Source organism: Octadecabacter antarcticus 307, from assembly GCF_000155675.2.
Classification (GTDB): Bacteria; Pseudomonadota; Alphaproteobacteria; order Rhodobacterales; family Rhodobacteraceae; genus Octadecabacter; species Octadecabacter antarcticus.
The window spans coordinates 819127-835536 of sequence record NC_020911.1; the positions used below are offsets into that span (position 1 = coordinate 819127).

Annotated in this window: 20 protein-coding genes; 7 read left to right on the forward strand and 13 right to left on the reverse strand. The window is 55.6% G+C overall.

The genetic code is table 11. From position 1 onward, the window contains the following. Positions 1–35 precede the first annotated feature (35 nt). Together OAN307_RS04235 and OAN307_RS04240 are read left to right on the forward strand one after the other, a co-directional pair. Positions 36–1238 carry a tetracycline resistance MFS efflux pump gene (locus tag OAN307_RS04235; protein WP_015498604.1) on the forward strand — a complete coding sequence of 401 codons (1203 nt, stop codon included), beginning with the start codon at positions 36–38 and terminating at the stop codon, positions 1236–1238. Between the two features lie 105 nt (positions 1239–1343). After that, positions 1344–1694, forward strand: coding sequence for an H-type lectin domain-containing protein (locus OAN307_RS04240; RefSeq protein WP_015498605.1), 351 nt, complete (start codon positions 1344–1346; stop codon positions 1692–1694). A gap of 21 nt (positions 1695–1715) precedes the next feature. Here OAN307_RS04240 and OAN307_RS04245 read toward each other — a convergent pair whose 3' ends face one another. Then, positions 1716–2735 (reverse strand): ribose-phosphate pyrophosphokinase, encoded by a 1020-nt coding sequence (locus OAN307_RS04245; protein WP_044043196.1) that lies wholly within the window; start codon positions 2733–2735, stop codon positions 1716–1718. A 99-nt stretch (positions 2736–2834) separates the two neighbouring features. On the opposite strand from OAN307_RS04245, the gene OAN307_RS04250 reads away from it, so the two are divergent. Then, complete coding sequence (locus tag OAN307_RS04250; RefSeq protein ID WP_015498607.1) at positions 2835–3431, forward strand: 2-hydroxychromene-2-carboxylate isomerase; 597 nt, start codon at positions 2835–2837, stop codon at positions 3429–3431. 113 nt (positions 3432–3544) lie between these two features. On the opposite strand, the gene OAN307_RS04255 is transcribed toward OAN307_RS04250, so the two are convergent. The 7 genes from OAN307_RS04255 to OAN307_RS04285 all read right to left on the reverse strand — a co-directional run bounded on the left by OAN307_RS04255 (position 3545) and on the right by OAN307_RS04285 (position 8972). Beyond that, on the reverse strand, positions 3545–4585 hold the full coding sequence (locus OAN307_RS04255; protein WP_015498608.1) for a threonine aldolase family protein: 1041 nt from the start codon (positions 4583–4585) through the stop codon (positions 3545–3547). After that, positions 4586–5056, reverse strand: coding sequence for a YcgN family cysteine cluster protein (locus OAN307_RS04260; RefSeq protein ID WP_015498609.1), 471 nt, complete (start codon positions 5054–5056; stop codon positions 4586–4588). It abuts the gene before it with no gap. After that, positions 5049–5993 carry a bifunctional riboflavin kinase/FAD synthetase gene (locus OAN307_RS04265; RefSeq protein WP_044043197.1) on the reverse strand — a complete coding sequence of 315 codons (945 nt, stop codon included), beginning with the start codon at positions 5991–5993 and terminating at the stop codon, positions 5049–5051. The genes OAN307_RS04260 and OAN307_RS04265 overlap by 8 nt, the downstream gene beginning before the upstream one ends. A 47-nt stretch (positions 5994–6040) precedes the next feature. Next, complete coding sequence (locus OAN307_RS04270) at positions 6041–6484, reverse strand: MaoC family dehydratase (RefSeq protein WP_015498611.1); 444 nt, start codon at positions 6482–6484, stop codon at positions 6041–6043. Between the two features lie 94 nt (positions 6485–6578). Then, a complete protein-coding gene (locus OAN307_RS04275; protein WP_015498612.1) occupies positions 6579–7451 on the reverse strand; it encodes a TIGR01459 family HAD-type hydrolase in 873 nt (290 codons plus the stop codon). A gap of 147 nt (positions 7452–7598) precedes the next feature. Next, a complete protein-coding gene (locus OAN307_RS04280) occupies positions 7599–8516 on the reverse strand; it encodes a manganese-dependent inorganic pyrophosphatase (protein ID WP_015498613.1) in 918 nt (305 codons plus the stop codon). 102 nt (positions 8517–8618) lie between these two features. Continuing rightward, a complete protein-coding gene (locus OAN307_RS04285) occupies positions 8619–8972 on the reverse strand; it encodes an MmcQ/YjbR family DNA-binding protein (RefSeq protein WP_044044470.1) in 354 nt (117 codons plus the stop codon). A gap of 66 nt (positions 8973–9038) precedes the next feature. Between OAN307_RS04285 and OAN307_RS04290 the strand changes: the two genes are divergently transcribed. Continuing rightward, positions 9039–9695: a DUF2161 domain-containing phosphodiesterase gene (locus OAN307_RS04290; protein WP_044043198.1), complete on the forward strand. Its 657-nt coding sequence runs from the start codon at positions 9039–9041 to the stop codon at positions 9693–9695. Between the two features lie 7 nt (positions 9696–9702). Here the strand turns inward: OAN307_RS04290 and OAN307_RS04295 are convergent, their stop codons facing one another. Further along, the gene (locus OAN307_RS04295) at positions 9703–10686 is read right to left on the reverse strand and encodes a TraB/GumN family protein (RefSeq protein ID WP_015498615.1); all 984 of its coding nucleotides are present in this window, start codon (positions 10684–10686) and stop codon (positions 9703–9705) included. A 266-nt stretch (positions 10687–10952) separates the two neighbouring features. Between OAN307_RS04295 and OAN307_RS04300 the strand changes: the two genes are divergently transcribed. Next, the gene (locus tag OAN307_RS04300) at positions 10953–11240 is read left to right on the forward strand and encodes a co-chaperone GroES (RefSeq protein ID WP_015498616.1); all 288 of its coding nucleotides are present in this window, start codon (positions 10953–10955) and stop codon (positions 11238–11240) included. A 50-nt stretch (positions 11241–11290) separates the two neighbouring features. Further along, the gene (gene groL, locus OAN307_RS04305) at positions 11291–12934 is read left to right on the forward strand and encodes a chaperonin GroEL (RefSeq protein WP_015498617.1); all 1644 of its coding nucleotides are present in this window, start codon (positions 11291–11293) and stop codon (positions 12932–12934) included. A 146-nt stretch (positions 12935–13080) separates the two neighbouring features. Here the strand turns inward: groL and OAN307_RS04310 are convergent, their stop codons facing one another. Next, a complete protein-coding gene (locus tag OAN307_RS04310) occupies positions 13081–13545 on the reverse strand; it encodes an NUDIX domain-containing protein (RefSeq protein ID WP_015498618.1) in 465 nt (154 codons plus the stop codon). Positions 13546–13622: 77 nt separating this feature from the next. Between OAN307_RS04310 and OAN307_RS04315 the strand changes: the two genes are divergently transcribed. Then, entirely contained in the window at positions 13623–14384 is a 762-nt protein-coding gene (locus tag OAN307_RS04315; protein ID WP_044043199.1) for an esterase/lipase family protein, read from the forward strand. Between the two features lie 112 nt (positions 14385–14496). Here the strand turns inward: OAN307_RS04315 and OAN307_RS04320 are convergent, their stop codons facing one another. The 3 genes from OAN307_RS04320 to OAN307_RS04330 are packed head-to-tail and all read right to left on the reverse strand — an operon-like array spanning position 14497 to position 16333. Further along, positions 14497–15582, reverse strand: coding sequence for a 5-(carboxyamino)imidazole ribonucleotide synthase (locus OAN307_RS04320; protein WP_015498620.1), 1086 nt, complete (start codon positions 15580–15582; stop codon positions 14497–14499). Further along, positions 15575–16060 (reverse strand): 5-(carboxyamino)imidazole ribonucleotide mutase, encoded by a 486-nt coding sequence (gene purE / locus OAN307_RS04325; RefSeq protein WP_015498621.1) that lies wholly within the window; start codon positions 16058–16060, stop codon positions 15575–15577. Before purE ends, OAN307_RS04320 begins: the two co-directional genes overlap by 8 nt. Positions 16061–16114: 54 nt before the next feature. Continuing rightward, positions 16115–16333 (reverse strand): YdcH family protein, encoded by a 219-nt coding sequence (locus OAN307_RS04330; protein WP_044044472.1) that lies wholly within the window; start codon positions 16331–16333, stop codon positions 16115–16117. Positions 16334–16410: the final 77 nt, after the last annotated feature.

Below are 16410 nucleotides of genomic sequence, written 5' to 3' on the forward strand. Positions count from 1 at the left end.
TTGCCAGACTGACCTCAAAAGCGTCACGTAGCCGGATGCAAAACCGCGCCTACGTCTTCATCCTCTTCACCCTCATGATCGACGCCATCGGCATCGGTATCGTGTTCCCGATCATGCCTGATCTGATGGAACGTGTGGGTGCGTCCGGCACGGGCGAAGGCGCGTTGTGGGGCGGTGTTCTGATGGCGTCCTACGCTGGTGCGTTGTTCATCTTTGCGCCAATTATCGGAAGTCTTTCAGATGCTTATGGCCGCAAGCCCGTGTTGCTTCTGGCGTTGGCTGTGCTGGCTGTGGACTACGTCATCATGGCACTGGCTGGTGTGTTCTGGGTGCTACTGATTGGCCGCATCCTCGCGGGGGTCGCGGGGGCAACTTATACCACCGCGACGGCCTACATCGCTGACATTTCAACCCCGAAAGAACGCGCCGCGCGGTTTGGCATGGTGGGTGCTGCGTTCGGTATCGGTTTTGTGCTTGGCCCCGCTATTGGGGGCATCGCGGCCGAATGGCACATTTCCGCACCGTTCTGGATCGCCGCCGCCCTGTCAGCGGGAAATGTCGTGTTCGGCTTGTTCGTGTTGCCGGAAAGCCTTGCGCCCGCCAAACGCCGCCGCTTTGGGCGTCGTGACCTAAACCCTTTCAACACGATCATCGACGCCTTCAAAATTCCCGGTCTCGCCATCCTGCTGATCTGTCTGTTCGTGTTTGAATTTGCCAACATGGTTTACCCGACCCTCTGGGCGTTCTTCACCCGCGAATTGTTCGGTTGGTCAACTTTACTGATTGGCATGTCACTGGCGGGATACGGGATATTGCTGGCCGGAGTGCAAGGCGGTCTGATGCCGGTGATGATCACACGGTTCGGGGAATTTCGCACGCTGCAACTTGGCATGGTGTCTGCGCTTGTTGGGTTCATTGGCTTTGGCCTGATTTCAACTGTGACAGGGCTGATACTGGTGCTGATATTCGCGGCCCTGTCAGATCTGTCGCCACCAATGATGACGGCCATGGCGTCCAACATTGTGGACGAGGACAAGCAGGGGTTGGTCCAGGGCGTAATCGCGTCGCTGGCATCAATCGCGGCCTTCCTCGCGCCTTTGTTTGTGACTGGCGTGTTCGAGGTTTTTGTCGACGACAAAGGCCTCTATTTACCCGGAGCGCCGTTTTTAATGGGGGCGGTAATGATTGTGCTGATGATCCCGCTGATCATGCGATTGCGCGGCCATGCCCAATCTTAGTGTTAACAAAAAACTGGCGTGCCACAAGTTTGGCTTAATTTTTTCGCTTTTCGCATCTAGTGTAACACTGGATGAATAATGGTACATGTGGGCTGACGGCAAGACATGAAAAGATTGCGAAATCACTTGATTGGAGTGGATCACGGCGACGTGGTCCTGTTTTCCGACTTTGAACATGACGGCGTCATGTGGACAGGCGAAGGTGCCCGACAGACCCGTGCGGATATTGAATTTTCCGAAAGCTTCCGTGCTGCGCCCATCGTGCAGGTAAATTTGTCAATGTGGGATATAGCTAATCATACAAACTCCCGCGCCGATGTCCAAGCTGAAGACATTTCAGAAGACGGCTTTGCCATCGTGTTCCGGACATGGGGCGACACTAAAATCGCCCGCGTCCGTGTCTCGTGGCAGGCAATCGGTGAATTGCGTCAGGCGGATGAGTGGGAATTGTACTAGGCTGGTTGGGTTTCACCCATTCTAATGTCCCGAATACATGCCCTCATAGATTGGTTGCAGGGTTTTGTGATCAAACAGTGACGACACAGATGTCCCGTTCCACGTGTTCAAAATAGCCTGTGCAAAGACTGGTGCGGTTGGCACAATCCGGATGTTCTTACAGGCCTTTACAGCGTCGGTTGGCTGGATCGTGTCAGTAATCACAAGGTTTTTCATAACCGAATTGCTGACCCGTTCAATCGCTGGTCCCGACAACACGCCGTGCGTGATGTAGGAATGCACTTCTTTCGCGCCATGTTCCATCAACACCTCAGCCGCTTTGCAAAGCGTGCCAGCAGTGTCGACTATGTCGTCCACGATAAGACAGGTGCGGCCTGCAACGTCACCAATCACTGTCATTTCGGCGACTTCGCCCGGTTTGCCGCGGCGTTTGTCAACAATAGAAAGTGGTGCACCAATCCGCTGTGCCAAATCACGGGCCCGCGCAACGCCGCCCACGTCGGGTGACACGACCATCACATCGTCCATCTGGCCTTTGAAGTGGTGCATGGCGTCCAGCGCAAAAATTGGACTTGCGTAAAGGTTATCAACTGGAATGTCGAAAAAGCCTTGGATTTGTGTCGCGTGCAGATCAAGCGTCAGGATCCGTTCAATCCCGGATTCGACCAGCATGTTCGCGACCAGTTTAGCGGTGATCGGCGTGCGGGCCTTTGATCGCCGGTCTTGGCGAGCGTAGCCGAAATACGGAATAACAGCGGTGATACGTGACGCGGAAGACCGCCGCAATGCGTCAGCAATAATCAACAATTCCATCAGGTTGTCGTTGGCGGGGTTTGACGTTGGCTGGATGATGAACATGTCTTCACCGCGCACATTTTCGTAGACTTCGACGAAAATCTCACCGTCGTTGAACCGTTCCACCCGCGCCTCGACCAACCCTACGTTGATACCGCGATGCATGGACATTCGTTTGGCAACGGCTTTGGCCAGAGGCAAGTTGGCGTTGCCGGAAATAAGCTTCGGTTCGATTAGATTTGGCATGTGCAGTAGGTCCCAAGGTAATAGAATCGCGGAAGTTGACACGGGGTAACACGTCCGTAGGGTCGCACCAACAAACGAGCGCGACTTTAGGAGAACCAAATGCCACATATCGACTATTACTTCGCCACGATTTCCCCTTTCACATATCTTAGCGGGACCCAGCTTGAGGCGATTGCGCAAAAGCATGGCGCGACAATCACTTATAAGCCTTTAGACATCATGGGGCTATTTGGCCGTACAGGGGGTATTCCCCCCAAAGAACGCCACCCTAACCGCCAAGAATACCGCCTACAGGACATGCGTCGCCGCGCTGTTGTCGCATGCCTGCCGCTGAACCTGAAACCAGCGTTCTGGCCGACCAATCCAGCACCGTCGTCCTATGCAATCATTGCAGCGCAGGCCGCGGGTGGTGATGTGGGTAAACTGGTCAACGCCTTGACGCGCAACTGCTGGGCAGATGACAAAAACATCGCGGAAGACGACGTGATTCGGGCCTGTCTGGATGAGGCAGGATTTGATCCGGCCTTGGCGGACAGCGGGCTGTTGAATGGGGCTGAAACCTACGCGTCCAACCTCGAAGAAGCCGTAGCCAAGGGTGTGTTCGGTGCGCCGTTCTTTATCACCGATACGGATGAGCGGTTCTGGGGCCAAGACCGTCTGGATGATCTGGAACGTCACCTCGCAGGTGATTTCTGATTGCTGCGCGACGTCGCGGGGCTGTTCATCCACTGCTCGCTCGCCCAACATGAAACGCTGATCCCCGCGGTAGCCCTCGCGATTGAACACGACGTTCACGGCGTGCCGTCGCGTCAGTCTTTTAGTGCCGCGAGAAACGCATCCACACCGTTAAAGCCAACGGACCAATCGCACACCAAACGGCCCAGAACGGGTTCATCTTCGTCCCCGTCCAGCGACCCCATGACGTAATATTGCGCACCTGCCGCCTGTACCTTTTTATGCAATCCGCGCGGGGCTTCAAAGAACATCATGTTGGCTTCGGGCTCAAATGGGAACGTCACAACATTGGATTTGCGCAACCCGTCGGCCAGCCGCTGGCCGCTGGCATTGGCCATGCTTGCCAATTCATGCCACAGATTGCCGTCCAGATAGGCCTCCATCTGGGCAGAAAGATAGCGGTGCTTTGACGCCAGATGCGCCCCGCGTTTGCGGCGCAATTCAAATTCCCACGCATGTTTGGGGTCGAAAAACACGACCGCTTCGACGCCCATCAGCCCGTTCTTGGTACCACCAAAACAGACACAATCAATACCGGCTTTCCACGTCATTTCCGCAGGCGTGCAGTCCAGGGTGACGATGGCATTGGCAAAACGTGCCCCGTCCAGATGGGTCGCAACGCCAAATTCTTTCGCTACAGCAGTCAACGCCTTTAGCTCAGCAACAGTGTAGACGGTCCCTTTTTCAGTGACTTGCGTGATTGAAACGGGGCCACGTTGCGGTCCATGCACGCCGCGGGTTTCTTCTGCTGACATCGTTGCGCGCAGGGTTGTCGGCGTCATCTTGGCGTTCTCATCCGCAACCAGCGTCAGCTTTGCACCGCTGTAAAATTCAGGCGCGTTACATTCGTCTTCGTTGATATGGGACAGCTTGGTGCAGAAAACTGTCTGCCAAGGTTCCGTTAATGTTGCCAACGCAATCGAATTCGCCGCCGTGCCAGTGGACACCAGATAAACTGCCGCTTCTGGTGCTTCGAACAGATCGCGCACCATGGCGCGCACGCGGTCCATTTCGGGGTCGGCGCCATAGCCAAATCGAAAGCCTTCGTTGGCGCGCATCATGGCGTCCATCACTTTTGGATGGGCAGGACCGGAGTTGTCGGAGGCGAAAAACATCTAAAGTGGCTCCTCAATGATATGATCTTCCCATTCGTCGTCTGGGATGTTTGCCTCACTCACTGTGAGGCCCTGAACAGATACGCCCGCATCATGCACAGACTGCGGATCACCCGACACCAGCGGATGCCAGTGGAACAGGTTTTTACCCTCAAAGACAAGACGGTAGGCGCAGGTTTGCGGCAACCAGTACATGTTATCTTCGATGGTTTTCGGTGTCAGCACGATGCATTCAGGGACGTAGTTGTGACGCTTTGGGTAAAGGCTACAGTGGCACGTCGTGTCGTCGAGCAATTTGCACGCCACGCGGGTCATTACGACCTCGCCAGTGTCCTCGTCCTCAAGCTTGTTGAGGCAGCATTTACCGCAGCCATCGCACAGGGCCTCCCACTCGGTCTTTGTCATTTTCGACAAGGGCACATGGGACCAAAATTCGGCCCGAACGTCGCTGCGATCAATCGGATCAGACATGAGATAGGATTCCACGTGCGCGGACGCAGTCGGCGTCCATTTGGGTGATCAACGCATCTAGCCCGTCGAATTTTTCTTCGCCGCGCAGGTAATCGACTAAGGCAACGCTCAGCTGGGTGCCGTATAGATCACCCGAAAAATCAAATAGATAGCTTTCACAGTTGGGAATATTTACCCCAAACATCGGGCGCACGCCAATGGACGCCGCACCATTGTAGCTGCCCTTGTGCGGTCCTTCGAGAACGTCAACTTTTACAGCATAGACACCAAATTTTGGCGGGTGCAACCCGTCAATGGACATGTTGGCAGTCGGGTACCCAAGATCGCGCCCGCGCTGTTCGCCTGTGATGACCGGCCTATCGATGCGGTGCCAATGGCCGAGCATTTCAGCCGCGATGCGCGGGGTGCCGTTGGCAAGCGCGGCGCGGATCGCGGTGGACGACACATCGCCCGCAGCGGTCGCGAGCATCGGCGCGATAGTGACGCCGAACCCCATGGCCGCGCCAAAGGCTTGTAGATCGGTGGCTTTGCCAGCGCGATCTTTGCCGAAACAAAAGTCAGCGCCAACAACAACGTGGGTCAAGCCAAGGCGATCAACGATGATGGTTTGCGCAAATTCTTGTGGCGCCAAAGCGGCAAGGGCGTCGTTGAACGGCACTTCATACAGGCGCTCAACCCCCAGTTTTTCAAGGCGATTGGCCTTGGACGCTGCATTCATCAGGCGGAACGGCGGGACGGCCTGATCTGACCGTTGAGCAAAGTAATCGCGCGGATGTGGTTCGAACGTCAGGATACCTAAAGGTGCGTCGTTCGCGACGCTGCGGGTCAGGTCGATGACCGCTTGATGACCCAGATGAACACCATCAAAATTGCCGATCGCCGCAGCAGCGCCACGGTCGTTCTTGGCAATGAAATCTGGGTCACGGATGATGCGCATGGGCTTGCGTAGCCCGCCCGCGCGCAAGGTTCAAGCCAGCCTTGATATCAGTCGAATTTACGCGAGGGCGCCATGACAATTGCCTCACCCTTGAGAACCTTTTTACCATCAATTTCGCAATGTGTTTCCATTGTCACGCGGCGTTTACCGATGTCCATATCGGTGACTGTGACAATCGCTTCAACCATGTCGCCAGGGCGCACGGGGGCCAAGAATTTAAGGGTCTGACCGAGGTAGACTGTACCATGGCCCGGCAGTTGTTCACCGATGACGGCAGAGATTAGACCCGCCGTCAGCATACCATGGGCGATGCGACCCTCAAAGATCGTGTCGCGGGCGTAATCATCGTCAAGGTGGACGGGATTATGGTCGGTCGAAATTTCTGCAAACAGTTCGATATCGCGGTTGGTTATGACTTTGCGCAACGACCGCGTCATTCCGATTTCGATGTCTTCGATACAGATGGTTCCACGGGGGGTATTATCGAGCATGCTTTCATCCACCAAGTAATAAAAATTCTTCTACGCTATGAAGTTTGTAATTTTATTACCTTGCGGATGCAGCATAAGTCAAGACATTCTTACCCTATCGAAGGAAGCCAATAGAATGTGTTGGTGTAACTTTTTCCGTTTCAATATAGATACTTAGTGCCGTTTCATCAGGTTGAGTAACCGTCTTTGTTTCTGTAGCCGCCAAGCCGCCGGTGATGAACAAACTGTCGATGTCTTCTTGTTGGGCACCGAGGATGTCTGTGCGAATCCCGTCTCCGATGGCGATAATACGCGGGTCGGACATCGAATCCGTTAACGCGGCGTACCGTCGGCGGGCGAGATCGTAGATCGGCGGATGCGGTTTGCCGAAATACAGGCTTTCACCGCCCATTTCGGTATACAGCGCGGCCAATGCACCTGCACACCATTCACGGCTTTCGCCGCGATCGACGATGATGTCTGGGTTGGCGCATAGCAGCTTCAGGCCCTTGGTTTTGGCATACAAAAATTCGGGCCGATTCACGTCGATATCGGCGTGCGAGTCAAAGGGGCCGCAACACACGATGCCCTCCGCTTGATCAAGCGGGACATTTTGGATGTTCACTGGATTATCAATAATATTCAGAGGTTTAAAGAAATCGTCGTCGCGCGGCGTTTCACCCATGAACCAGACTTTGGACCCGACGAATCCGCGAAACATTGCGGCGCGGGCGCTGTCGCCACTGGTCGCGATGGCGTCCCAGCAGTGCGCCATGCCCATATCTAGAAGCTGCTGTTCAACACTGTCCCACGGGCGCGGCGAGTTCGTGACCAGCACCACCTTGCCACCCCGTTCGCGGTAGCTTTGCATCGCGGAGACTGAATCCTGAAACGGCGTGATTCCGTTGTGCATACAGCCCCAAAGGTCCACAAAAGCTACGTCATATTGATCTGAAATTTCCGCGAACGCGTTAACGATTGAGGGCATGGACTTACCTATTCTTAAGGATCACATCGCGGGCACAGGCTGTACACAACGCGTACACCACCTGTACATACCGCAGGTGCAGAAAAAAAGGGCGCCAATCAGCTGATTGACCAGCTGATTGGCGCCCCGTTTACGATTTTCTAACAATCACACCTTAAGGGATGGGATGATCTGTTTCTTACGGCTCATCACGCCGGGCAGGACGACGTTGTCGCCGGACACGACGACGCCAAAGGATTTTTCCGCGACTGATCTGGTTAGATCGTTGGGGATCAGCATGGTGGCTTGTTCGTTTAGAATATCCACCACAAAGAGGAGGACTTGATCAACGCCGTCTTCGGCTGCCACGGTCGTCATGGTGTTCATGATAGATGCTTTGCGGTCCAACACGATGGCAGGCGCTGTCGTTTCCAACACGGAGACGCGGAACTTGGTGCCATCAACGGTGAATTCTTTGCTGTCCATGCGTAGCAGTTCCGCGTCAGAGAACGCAGAGACATCGGATTTAGCGGCGAACATTTCAGCGGCATAATCGGGGATCGACATGCCAAGGTCAGTCGCCAGAGATTCGGCCAGCGATTTATCGGTGTCCGTTGTCGTCGGTGACCGAAATTCGAGGGTGTCGGACAGGATGCACGACAGCATCAGGCCTTTGATGTTTTCGGGCATCTGTGCAGAATGGGCACCCATCAAATCGTGCATGATCGTCGCGGTGCAGGCCAGCGGGCGGATCGTGATGTCGATTGGGCCTTTGGTTTCCAGACCGCCGACCAGTTTGTGGTGGTCGATGATCGCTGTAATGTCCGCGCCGTTGATATTGGCGGGCAATTCGGCGGGATTGTTGGTGTCCACGATGACGCAAGGTTGGTCGTCGGCGATGTCAGCGATAATCTCAGGCTGCGCAAAGCCCCAACGTTCGGCGACAAATGCGGCTTCGGTGTTTGGCGTGCCAAGCAGTTTGGCCGCGCTTTTGGTGCCCGTGTGGTTCAGGAACCATTCCCAGATTAAAGCCGACCCTAGGGAATCTGTGTCGGGGGCCTTGTGGCCAAAAACGAGTGTGGTCATGTCAAAACGCCTATCAGGGGTTGGATTTGAGCGGTTTATAGGCTGCTGGTCCCGCCTTGTCACCACCCCCTAACGCATGGCGACTATGGGTGTAAAAGCCGGTCACAGCCCGAGTTCTGCGCGCTTTTTCTTGGTGAGCGACGCGACTGCCATCTCGTGCGAATAAGTGATGTGGTTTTTGAGTTCGACGTCTGACAGGCCAGGATCGCGGGTGTCCTGCAGCCATTTCATGCCGCGCGATGCCAGATACGGTGCGGGGCGTATGCCGTCCATGTCGGGCAGCACTTCGAAGGCGATGGGGTACACCTTGAACGTGACGGCAGGTTCGCCGTCGTGCCAGCCGCAGGCCGCGAACAGTTTGCCGCCGACTTTCCAGACATCCGAACTGCCCCATTGGACCACGTGACTGGCGTGGGGCAGGGTCGCGCAAAAGGCGTTGATGTCGGCGCGGGTTATCATATCCGTCACGACGCCAGTTTGGTGGCTTGGTTCGTGTGTGTAAATGTTGTTATCGTGAGCGCCATGAGCAAACCGCGCGAAGCAGACCTATACGGCCCCGTGAAGGCGCATCTGACGCGGCAGGGCTACACCGTTAAGGGTGAGGTCGGCGCGGCAGATGTTGTCGGGCGGCGCGGCGATGATGTTGTTGTGGTTGAATTGAAGCTGGGGTTTTCGCTGGCGTTGTTTCATCAAGGAATTGAACGGCTTGCGGTGACTGACGACGTGTATGTCGCGGTCCCCGCGGGGGGTAAGGATAAAGCGCTGCGATCCAATGTGAAACTGGCGCGCCGGTTGGGGTTGGGGGTGTTGACTGTTCGCATGCGAGATGGATTTGTTGAGGCGTTGGCCGATCCGGGGCCCTATGCGGCGCGCAAATTGAAGAAAAAGGCGCATGCGTTGTTGCGGGCGTTTGATCGGCTAGAAGGCGATCCGAATGAAGGCGGTGCCACGCGCCACGGCATTGTCACCGGTTACCGCCAAGACGCGCTGAAATGTGCGCGGTTTCTGGCGGTGCATGGTGCGAGCAAGGGCGCGAAAGTTGCGGAATGGGCCGAGGTTCCGGGCGCGACACGGATCATGGCGGATGATCATTATAAGTGGTTCACGCGGGTGGAGCGCGGTGTCTACGGGCTAACAGTGGCGGGCAAGGCCGGCCTTGCCGACTGGGGTGATGTTTAGGCAATATTTAGTGGCGGGTGATGGTCCAGTCGTTGTCCGCAAGCAGGTTTAAAACGCCCTGATCCCCGAACAAATGCGCTGCACCGAAGGCGATGAAAATCTGGTTGTGGGACGCTGCTGCGGCCTCGATCACTGGAATCCAGTTGCGGTTGCGTTCGTTGAGAAGGTCTTCTTCGAGTTCGGCCAGTTGCGCGTCAAACAGCGCAGGATCGACGTTCGGCATATGGTCGATCAGGTGGCTGTTTATGTACCAGCCATACGACGTGTCCTCATTAAAGTATGACGAGATAAGCGTGCTGATGAATGCGTCCTGAATGTCGGGATCCACCAAGCTGATATGCAGGGCATCAATCTGTTTATCAAACGTGCCGGACGACAGCAGCGCCAACATGTCCTGCCACGGTTCAAGCGCCATGACGGGGAGGTTCAGGGCGGCTGCGTCTTTCATCAACAATCCGTCCAGACCCAAATCACCGGCCATCATCGACGCCATCGCACAGGGCGGAATGGCCAATGTCATCGATAAGAACCACGGCTGCATTTTGGCGGCCATAAAGCCCGGCACGCCGCGTGAGGTCGCGGCGTCGCGGATCAGCGCCCATGTGTCAGGGTCCAGCCGGTCGGGCAGGGTCGGACCGTCGGTAATCGTCATTATGTCCGGGTTTTGTGCCATGTAGACCTGCATCGCGGCTTGGTCTTCCAGCGTGGCTTCGACCAGCAACACATCCGCCCGTTCCAGTTGCGGCGTGGCGCGGCGGACTAGATCATCGTGGCGCGGATCGGCCAGATGCATCGTGCCCATGATCGCCAGTTCGACGCCATTTTTCTGGGCCGACCAATACAGTCCCTGTCCGTAAGGTGTAGCCGCTGCGACGTCGCGCAAGTGCACGAGATCGGCGGGGGCCATCAACGATTCGATTCCGTCCGCGTTGCATTGGGCGTTGGCCAGTGACGGCATGGTCAGGAATGCGAGGGTGAGAAGGCGGATCACGGGAAACTCCTGATGGGACTGGCCAAGCTAGGATGAGGACGCCAGTTGGGCAAGTTGGTATGATGATATAGGCTTGGATCTGGTCGCGCGGTTCTGCTGCCTCTATCGCGACTCTGTAAAAATCCACCGATTGGGCAGTTGACAGGTCCGGTTGATGTCCCTACTTATCCGTTGCTAGCACTCGCATGATGTGAGTGCTAACGGCCCTACACAGGTTAGTTCTGTGGGGGCAAAGAATTGAAATCTATAAGCAAGGAGCTATTCACATGGCTTTCAAACCGCTTCACGACCGCGTTCTCGTGCGTCGCACCGAAGGTGAAGAAAAGACCGCTGGCGGCCTGATCATTCCAGATGCAGCCAAAGAAAAGCCCGCTGAGGGCGAAGTTATTGCGTGCGGCGAAGGCCTGCGCAAAGACAGCGGCGAGCTGGTCGAAATGGGCGTTAAGTCTGGCGACAAAGTGTTGTTTGGCAAATGGTCCGGCACAGAAATCACCCTCGACGGTGAAGAGCTGCTGATCATGAAAGAAAGCGACATCATGGGCATCCTGTCCTAGTCGGACTGGTCCAAATTCGCAAATTCACGAAATTTCAAAGGAGCTAAATCATGGCTGCTAAAGACGTAAAATTCGGGACCGACGCCCGCAATCGTATGCTCAAGGGTGTGAACACCCTTGCTGACGCGGTTAAAGTCACGCTTGGCCCAAAGGGTCGTAACGTTGTGCTGGAAAAGTCTTTCGGCGCACCACGTATCACCAAAGACGGTGTGTCTGTTGCCAAAGAGATCGAACTTGAAGACAAGTTTGAGAACATGGGCGCGCAGATGGTTAAAGAAGTTGCCAGCCGTACCAACGACGAAGCTGGTGACGGTACAACAACTGCAACAGTTCTGGCCGCAGCAATCATCCGCGAAGGCATGAAATCTGTCGCAGCAGGCATGAACCCAATGGATCTGAAGCGCGGCATCGACCTCGCGACAGCCAAAGTTGTTGAAGCCATCAAGGCTGCAGCGCGTGACGTGTCTGACAGCGACGAAGTCGCGCAGGTCGGTACGATTTCTGCCAATGGCGAAGCCGAAATCGGCCGTCAGATTGCTGACGCAATGCAAAAAGTCGGCAACGAAGGTGTTATCACCGTTGAAGAGAACAAAGGCCTCGAGACAGAGACCGATGTTGTTGAAGGCATGCAGTTTGACCGCGGCTACCTGTCGCCATATTTTGTCACCAACCCTGACAAAATGACGGTTGAGCTGGAAGATGCGGTTATCCTGCTGCACGAAAAGAAGCTTTCTTCGCTTCAGCCAATGGTTCCACTGCTTGAATCAGTGATCCAGTCCGGCAAACCACTTTTGATCATTTCAGAAGACGTTGAGGGCGAAGCCCTTGCGACACTCGTTGTGAACAAACTGCGTGGCGGTCTGAAAATCGCAGCTGTCAAGGCACCTGGTTTCGGCGATCGCCGCAAAGCCATGTTGCAGGATATCGCCATTTTGACCGGTGGTCAGGTGATTTCCGAAGACCTCGGCATGAAGCTTGAGAATGTCACAATCGACATGCTGGGTTCCGCCAAGCGCGTTGCGATCACCAAAGATGAGACAACGATCATCGACGGTTCTGGCGCCAAAGCTGAGATCGAAGCACGGGTTGTTCAGATCCGTAACCAGATCGAAGAAACCACATCTGATTACGACAAAGAGAAGCTGCAAGAACGTGTTGCCAAACTGGCAGGCGGCGTTGCTGTTATCCGCGTTGGCGGCATGTCCGAAATCGAAGTGAAAGAGCGTAAAGACCGCGTTGACGACGCACTGAACGCGACACGCGCTGCGGTTCAAGAAGGCATCGTTGTTGGTGGTGGTGTTGCTTTGCTTCAGGCTGGCAAATCGCTGGACGGCCTCGAGGGTGCGAATCCTGACCAGACGATCGGTATCAATATCGTTCGTAAGGCTTTGGAAGCACCACTGCGTCAGATCGCTGAAAACTCTGGTGTTGACGGGTCCGTCGTTGCTGGCAAAATCCGCGAAAGCAGTGATAAGTCGTTCGGCTTTAACGCGCAGACCGAAGAATATGGCGACATGTTCAAGTTTGGCGTAATTGACCCTGCGAAAGTTGTCCGTACTGCATTGCAGGACGCGGCATCGGTTGCTGGTCTGCTGATCACGACAGAAGCGATGGTTGCCGACAAGCCCGCCAAAGAAGGCGCTGGCGGCGGCGGCGGCATGCCCGACATGGGCGGCATGGGCGGCATGATGTAAATCGAATTTTCCGCAAGGAAAAATCGACTAAGACTGCAAAGCGGCAGTCGTTTCTTAGAAACGATGAAAGCTTTGAGGTCTAACTGCTAATTACGCTATCTGCCAAAAGAAGGGCGTCCCAAACGGGGCGCCCTTTTCTATTCCGACTAGGGCAAAATGGCCTCTAACGGATCATAAACCAGCGCCCCCGCATCCCCCCAAGCCACGCCTGCCAGTGATTTTGGCCGCACGGTCAGTACCGCCAATTCATCGCGCGTCACCCAGCGGCGCTGCGTGACGATTTTTTCTGGGTCCTGCCACGCGGGGTCCAATTCGCCGGCAATCAATGTGCAGCGAAAGAACACTTCAACTTGGTGGAAGGTGCCATTCGGGTCATGAAATTCGTTCACAAGACACGGTGCGCCGACACTTACCCGCAGCCCGGTTTCTTCAAATACTTCACGGGCGAGGTTTTCTGGCAGACTTTGGTGCGGTTCAGCGCCGCCTCCCGGCGCGCACCACAAATCGCTGCGGCCCTTGTAGGCATTTACCAACAAAAGGTGATCGTCGTGCAGAAGGATAGCGCGTGCTGCTAATCTTATCGAAGGGTGGCGGATTGGGCGTGTTATCATATGCGCACTCTGGCCTGCGGCGAAAAGTCAGGCAAGCGAGACCTTACCAATCTGCGCAGATCACCTATGTTGGGCGTATGAGACAGGTTTTTATCGCATTTTGGCTGATGGTGGCCCCGATTTCGGCGGCAACGGATCAGGCGGCCCCGATTTCGGTGGCGGAAGACTGCGTTGTGCTGCTGCACGGGTTGGCGCGCACAGAGACGTCGTTTTTGGCGCTGCAAGAATTACTGGAGTTGGACGGCTACCACGTTGTCAACAACGGTTACCCGTCCACCAGCGCGGACATTCAGACGTTGGCGGCAGAAAACGTGCCGCAAGCGGTGGCGGGGTGTGGCCACAGGCGGGTGCATTTCGTGACCCATTCGATGGGCGGTATTCTGGTGCGTGTCTATCTGGCCGATGGACGCCCCGACGTGATGGGGCGTGTCGTGATGATGGGGCCACCGAATGATGGATCGCAACTGGTTGATATTCTTGGAGAATTGGAGCCATTCGAGTGGATGAATGGGCCTGCCGGTATGGAATTGAGCACTGGTGCTGCGCTCGAATATGGTGCGCCGATCAGCCTGCGGTGGCAGGGGTTTGATTTGGGGATTATTGCGGGGGATCGGTCGTTAAATGCGTATTATTCAAGCCTGATTGACGGACCCGATGATGGAAAAGTGAGCGTTGCATCAACGCGGCTGGACGGGATGACGGATCATCTGACTTTGCCGGTGACCCATTCGTTTATGATGAACAATCCACTGGTGATGCGCCAAGCCATGGCGTTTTTGAAGGACGGTCAATTTGATCCGGACCTGACGTTGAGCGGTGTGATACTGGGGTTTCAATAGCGGTTTTGCGGGTCGCTCGCTGGCAAAGTGGTACAAGGAAAGAGGGCGCTGTCCCGTCCGACGGCCCCCCCCCGGGATGTTTTGAAGCAAAGACAGGTTTAGGAAGAAAGCGTTAGGCAGACGCCCCCGTAACCGTGTTGATATGGCCCATTTTACGGCCCAGTTTGGCGTCGGCTTTGCCGTAAAGGTGGATCGCGGTGTTGGTCTTGGCAATATCGGGCAGACGGTTCACATCGTCGCCAATCAGGTTTTCCATGATGACATTTGAATGTCGGCTGCCGTCACCAAGCGGCCAGCCCGCAATAGCGCGGATGTGTTGTTCGAACTGATCAATGGCGCAGCCTGCTTGCGTCCAGTGGCCGGAATTGTGCACGCGGGGGGCAATTTCGTTGACGATGAAGCCGGTTGGAGTGACGAAGAGTTCAACGCCCATAGTTCCAACATAATCCAACGCATTCAAGATATTAGCAGTCAGCAGGACGGCATCAGTCCGCTGGGCGCGCGTTAGCTTGGCGGGCACGGTTGTGGTGTGCAGGATGCCGTTCCGATGCACATTTTCACCGGGGTCAAAGCACGAGATTGCACCATTTGCGCTGCGCGTTCCAATGACGGACACTTCAACAGAGAAGTTGATAAAACCTTCAAGCACGGCGGGTGCACCAGCCATGTCTGTCATCGCTTGGACCGCGTCATCGGGTGACATCAGGCGCGATTGGCCTTTGCCGTCATACCCCATGCGTCGGGTTTTCAGGATCGCGGGTATGCCAATTTGATCGATCGCTTGTTCGAGGTCTTCGCCAGTTTCCACCGCCGCGTAGGGGGCGGTTTGCAAGCCGATGCGGGTCAGGAAATTCTTTTCTGAGAACCTGTCCTGTGACGTGGCGAGTGCTGCGCGGTTCGGGTGGATCGGCGTGATTGCTTCGATAATATCAAGCGCGTCGGTCGGGATGTTTTCAAATTCAAACGTGATGACATCGCAGGCGTTGGCGAATTTGGTCAGTGCGTCGGTGTCGGAATAATCCGCCTTGTAGTGGTAATTTGCGACGTGCGACGCGGGGCAGTCGCCGGCGGGTTCAAAAATGCAGGTTTTGAAGCCGAGGCGGGAGGCCGCAATAGAGAGCATGCGGCCCAGCTGACCACCGCCAAGGATGCCAATTGTTGCGCCAGTTTGCAGCACGTGATTTTGGGGATCAGTCATCGGTCGGTTCATCCTGAATTGAGGCGGACAGCGCGTCACGCCAAGCGTCAAGGCGTTGGGCGAGGTCCGCGTCTTGCAAAGCAAGAATTGCAGCGGCCAACAATGCAGCGTTGGCCGCACCTGCAGCCCCGATTGCCATGGTCGCAACGGGGAAGCCCTTGGGCATTTGCACGATGGAATACAGGCTGTCGACGCCCGACAGGGCCTTGGTTTGCACGGGCACGCCAATCACCGGAATACGGGTTTTTGAGGCCATCATGCCAGGCAAATGTGCAGCACCGCCAGCGCCTGCGATGATAACTTGCAAGCCACGTGGTGCAGCGTCTTTGCCATAGGACCAAAGGCGGTCGGGGGTTCGGTGGGCGGAGACGATTTTCGCCTCATATGTCACGCCCAATTCATCCAGAATGGTCGCTGCTTCGCGCATAGTAGGCCAGTCGGACTGGCTGCCCATGATAATGCCGACGGATGGGGTCATATCTGCGCCTTTCATCGTGAGGGGGCTTTATAGCGTGGCGACAGCGGGGTGCAATCAGGCCGTGATATCGGGAATAATCCGGTCTTCGAGAACTGCAATTTTGTCTTTCAGGGCCAATTTTCGCTTCTTTAGGCGTTTTATGGTCAGCATGTCGGCCTTGCCCGTTTCCTGAAGCGCGTGAATTGCATCATCCAGATCGCGGTGTTCCTGGCGAAAAACGCCAAGCTCGATGCGCAAGACATCAAGCTGTTCCATGCGCGCGCTGCTGTTCATACCGAATCCGATCTTATTGTTGGCGCCAGTGCCCCAGAGGTCTGAATGTAAGCGCAAAGTGGCATTTCGCAAAGGGA